The organism is Daejeonella sp., from assembly GCF_044342615.1.
Lineage (GTDB): Bacteria > Bacteroidota > Bacteroidia > Sphingobacteriales > Sphingobacteriaceae > Daejeonella.
In genome coordinates, this window is record NZ_JBIIPN010000176.1 from 1 (window position 1) to 4,442 (window position 4,442).

3 protein-coding genes are annotated in these 4,442 nt (G+C 36.0%); 1 reads left to right on the plus strand and 2 read right to left on the minus strand.

What is annotated here, in order from left to right; translation table 11 throughout:
• Positions 1-1,852 (minus strand): hypothetical protein (locus ACIQ0D_RS11745; protein ID WP_395805838.1); only part of this gene is annotated, 1,852 nt, incomplete at its 3' end.
• A gap of 132 nt (positions 1,853-1,984) precedes the next feature.
• Positions 1,985-3,106, minus strand: a complete 1,122-nt coding sequence (locus ACIQ0D_RS11750) for a lactonase family protein (protein ID WP_395805840.1) — start codon at positions 3,104-3,106, stop codon at positions 1,985-1,987.
• A gap of 152 nt (positions 3,107-3,258) precedes the next feature.
• Here ACIQ0D_RS11750 and ACIQ0D_RS11755 point away from each other — a divergent pair, with 152 nt between their 5' ends.
• Complete coding sequence (locus ACIQ0D_RS11755) at positions 3,259-4,305, plus strand: NAD(P)-dependent alcohol dehydrogenase (protein WP_395805842.1); 1,047 nt, start codon at positions 3,259-3,261, stop codon at positions 4,303-4,305.
• Positions 4,306-4,442 lie beyond the last annotated feature (137 nt).

Consider the following 4,442-nt stretch of genomic DNA (forward strand, 5'->3'; position numbering starts at 1 on the left):
GGATTGAGATATTCCCATCTCCAAAATCCCATTTCCATTTGCTTATTAACTTTCCATTACCAACACTAGTATCAATGAATGAGATTGGAGTACTGGCACAGACCTCGGTAGGACTAGTGAATGAGGCAGTTGGTGGCCCAATAACTGAAAAAGGCAATTCTATTACTTCTAAACTTCCACAACCAGTGCTGGATGTTTTATCTGCGGTAACAATTATTTTATAATTATTTAGTGATGAATAACTTACCTTTCTAGGGAATAAATATTCGAATAAACCATCAGCAGGGGTGGGATTAACAGGAAGTGGATTTAAAAAATCCTCAGGGGTGGATCCATCACCTAAATCCCAAGTCAATTTAGAAACTGTGGAATTGAATTTTACACTTACGTTCAATTCTTCGTTCACACAAACTGTGCTTATTACTTCACTAGTACTAATTCTTTTAATCTCAACCCCAAGTCCTTTAACATTAGCTCCAGCAGCATATCCATAGGATTCAGCATTGCCAAATCCATAAGCGATTGCATTAAAACCAGCATTTGCCTTTAAATTATGTGTCCCTGAGCTCACAGATATTTGAGCATAGGCATAATCGGGTTTACCTGGTACTGGTAGAAAATTAGATGCATAAGATATTCCATCAATTGTAAAACTTGAGGCAGCAGTTTGAGGAATAACTATATTAATAAAGTGTTTTGTAATCATGTACAACGGTGTAGAATACATCGTAATCTGTGAAAGTGTCTGTTCCAAAGGATTTAAAAAAATCATCTCTGGATCTCCAACATCCCCTGAAATCGGACCGCAACCAATAGATTTTCCTTGTGTTACTGCATACTGTACCACTTGAATTGCTTTATCAGATGCAATATAATTTACAGCCTGACTTGGAAATTCATAATAGAAATCATTCACAAAACTAGATTCAGGAATAATGTCTCCATTCAACTTAACTACTGCGCTTGGATCACTTTTAAAAATTCTGTAAACATCATAATTTCTATCCTTTGAAGGAACAGTAACAAAAGTCTTGCCCCAGCTCGCAGTGGGGTAAGCTTGTTGAAATAAATTATCGGAAGAACCTGCATTACCTGTTGCAGCTAAACAACCTATACCAATTTTACCACTCCCAGAAAATACAGCAATCTTTTTACAAGGTGCAGAGGAAGTAGAAACCGATTGAATCCTAGTTCCAGTTAAATCTGTACCAAATGTTGTGCCTGTAGTACCTGAAGTTTGTTTCCCAAAAACCTGATATATTTCACCTTTATTTAATAAGATAGGTGCTGAGGATACGCCGGCTTGTAATCCACCCTGAGTGTCAACAGAGGGTGTAATTACTATTTCTGTATTGTCTTCCGTAGCCACAACAAAAAAGTAAGAATGCGAATTTGGGCTATTGGATATTTGCTTATAGTTTAGTGAGTAATAATCCTTACCCAATGTATTTGTGGGCAAAACTAGGGTTGCTCCAGAAACTGAAGTAAAATAAATATGCGCATAAACAACAATAGGTAATGCCGAAGTAATATGTATTCCCTTCCCTATAACTTTGCCCTCAGCATTCCCAATATAGGCTGATTGAGGCACTGCTACTGTTGTAATGGCGTTCGCAGTTACCGTAAAAGGAATAATAGTCCCTCCTACCTCCATTTGTCCAGAAGTATTAATATCAGAAGTTATATAAACAGCCATTTGCTGTCCAATAGTGGCTTTATATCCTTCTACGTGATTCCCATATCCCACCCAAAAATCAGTCCCCTTATTGGAAGTCCCTTGCGCATTAGCATAATTTGAAAGACCAAATATCAGTCCCAAAATCACATAAAATATCCCCAAATACTGCTTCAAAATCTTCCTAATTATTCGCTGAATCTAAATAAATAATTTATTAATGTACGTAATCCATTGATAATGATGTTAATTAAAATCAATAATGGCATTTAAATCTGGCTTATTGTATTCTAAACAACAACAACACCCTTAATCCATCTTAACAAATTTTACCAAAGATGGTTTGTCGATACTGAGTTTCTGACCCGTAGGTGTCAATTTACCAGTTTCCTGATTACGCTTAAAAAGGATTAGTTCATTGGTTGCCTGACTCGTTGAAATTAGCCAATTACCACTCGGATCAATTTGGAAAGTCCTTGAACTTTTCCCTAATGAAGGCTGCTTATCTACCAAACTTAATGTGCCATTTGATTGATTAATTGAGAAAATAGCGATTTCATTAACGGTACTTCTCGTATTAGCATAAAGAAATTTGCCATCTTCTGAAATTTGGATATCAGCACCATGACCGGGACCAGTAAAACCTTCTGGAATCATAGAAATTGATTGAATCTGTTTTAATCGCCCCTTTTTATACTCAAAAGCATAAACCTTAGAGTTTAATTCTGTAACTGAATAGAAATATTTTTTATTTGGATGAAAGGCGCTGTGCCTTGGTCCCGCTCCTGGATCTAACAAAGCAAAAGGTTGTGCCGCTGGAAAAAGTGCCAAGGGCCTATTTTGAGGTTTAAATTGATAAATATTGATTTTATCTGTTCCTAAATCTGCCGCCAAAACATATTTATTATCTGGCGAAACCACCACAGAATGTACATAAGGCTTTTTCATTACAATGCTACTTCCCTCATGTTTAATATCTTGAATATCTGCCCCCAGACTCCCATCTTCTTCAATTGCTAAGGCTGTTAATGATCCTCCACCATAATTAGCTGCAAACACATATTTTCTTAGTGCATCAACAGAAATATGAGTCGGACCAGCACTGCCAGAAGGGCGACTATTAATCAATTTTAATTCGCCACTTTTCGCATCAAATGAGAGTGCGTTGATCTTACTTTCCTTGCTTTCACTAACTGAATATACAAATTTCCGATCGGGAGAGACAGCAAAGTATGAAGGACTTTCAAGTATAACTTTTGATTTATAAGACATTTCACCATTTTCTGTATTGAACTCATAGACGTAAATACCTTCACTTTTTCCTGGAGCTGTATAAGTCCCAACCAATAGATGATACCTACCAGCCTGTGCAAATAATGTTGATGTAATGAGCATCAACACATAAAAACCGATAACTTTTTTCAAATTCATATTTATATTCATTTTTCAAAACTAAAATTAGGATAAAAATTGAGTTTTGAAATCATTTCTTTAAAGAAATTAGTTAACGGTCAAAAAAATCGATTAAATAACATTCATTAAAATTGGTTAAATTTGGAATAACATAGATAAAATAAATAAAGATGAAATCAGTAAAAGCATATGCCGCTCTTAGCGCCGAAAAACCACTTGAACCATGGCAAATTGATCGCCGTGAACCAGGACCAGAAGATGTAGAAATTGAAATTCTATTTAGTGGTGTATGTCATTCAGATATTCATACTGCTAGAAATGAATGGGGAGGCACCGTTTACCCAGCCGTTCCAGGGCACGAAATTGTTGGAAAAGTAACTCGCATTGGTGAGGCTGTCAGCAAATTTAAAATTGGTGATACAGTTGGGGTAGGATGCTTTGTTGATTCATGCAGACATTGTAATAATTGCAATGATGATTTGGAACAATATTGTGAAAACGGGCATACTCAAACCTATAATTCACCATCACAAGATAAAAAAACCATAACTTTAGGAGGATACTCAAGTCATATCGTAGTAACTGAACATTTTGTACTCCATGTTTCTGATAAATTACCACTAGCAAATGTAGCACCCCTACTTTGCGCAGGTATCACCACTTACTCTCCCTTAAAACATTGGAACGTAAAAAAGGGAGATAAATTGGCCGTTGTGGGATTAGGCGGATTAGGACATATGGCCGTTAAAATTGCCTCTTCAATGGGTGCAGAAGTCACCGTACTAAGTCGCTCTAAAGACAAAGAAAAAGATGCTGAACGTCTTGGTGCAAAACATTTCAAAATCACAAGCGATGTCGAAACTATGAATAGCTTGGCTTCTACATTCGATTTTATTATTGATACCGTTTCTGCACAACATGACTATAATCAATATCTTACGCTATTAAAAACTAGCGGAGTCATGGTTATTTTAGGTGCTCCACCACAGCCATCAGAAGTTTCTGCATTCCCACTTATCTTAGGACGCAGAAGTTTAGTTGGCTCTTTAGTCGGAGGAATTAAAGAAACCCAAGAAATGCTCGATTACTGTGCTGAACATAATATTAGCTCTGATATTGAACTTATCAAAATGAGCCAAATTAATGAAGCATATGAAAGAACGCTTGCCGGAGATGTTCATTATCGTTTTGTGATAGACATGAGTACTTTGAATTAAATAATTTAACTAGAAAAATATCTAATTTTTTATAATTCATAATAATATATGATAAAAAAAATATCAATTTACCTAGGTGCTATTGCGCTAATGATTAGCAGCTTTGGCAATAATGCATATGCACAAAATACAGATCC

Excerpts from the sequence above, each read along its gene's own strand:
- ACIQ0D_RS11750 (WP_395805840.1), bottom strand. The coding sequence starts at position 3,106 with ATGAATTTGAAAAAAGTTATCGGTTTTTATGTGTTGATGCTCATTACA.
- ACIQ0D_RS11755 (WP_395805842.1), top strand. The coding sequence starts at position 3,259 with ATGAAATCAGTAAAAGCATATGCCGCTCTTAGCGCCGAAAAACCACTT.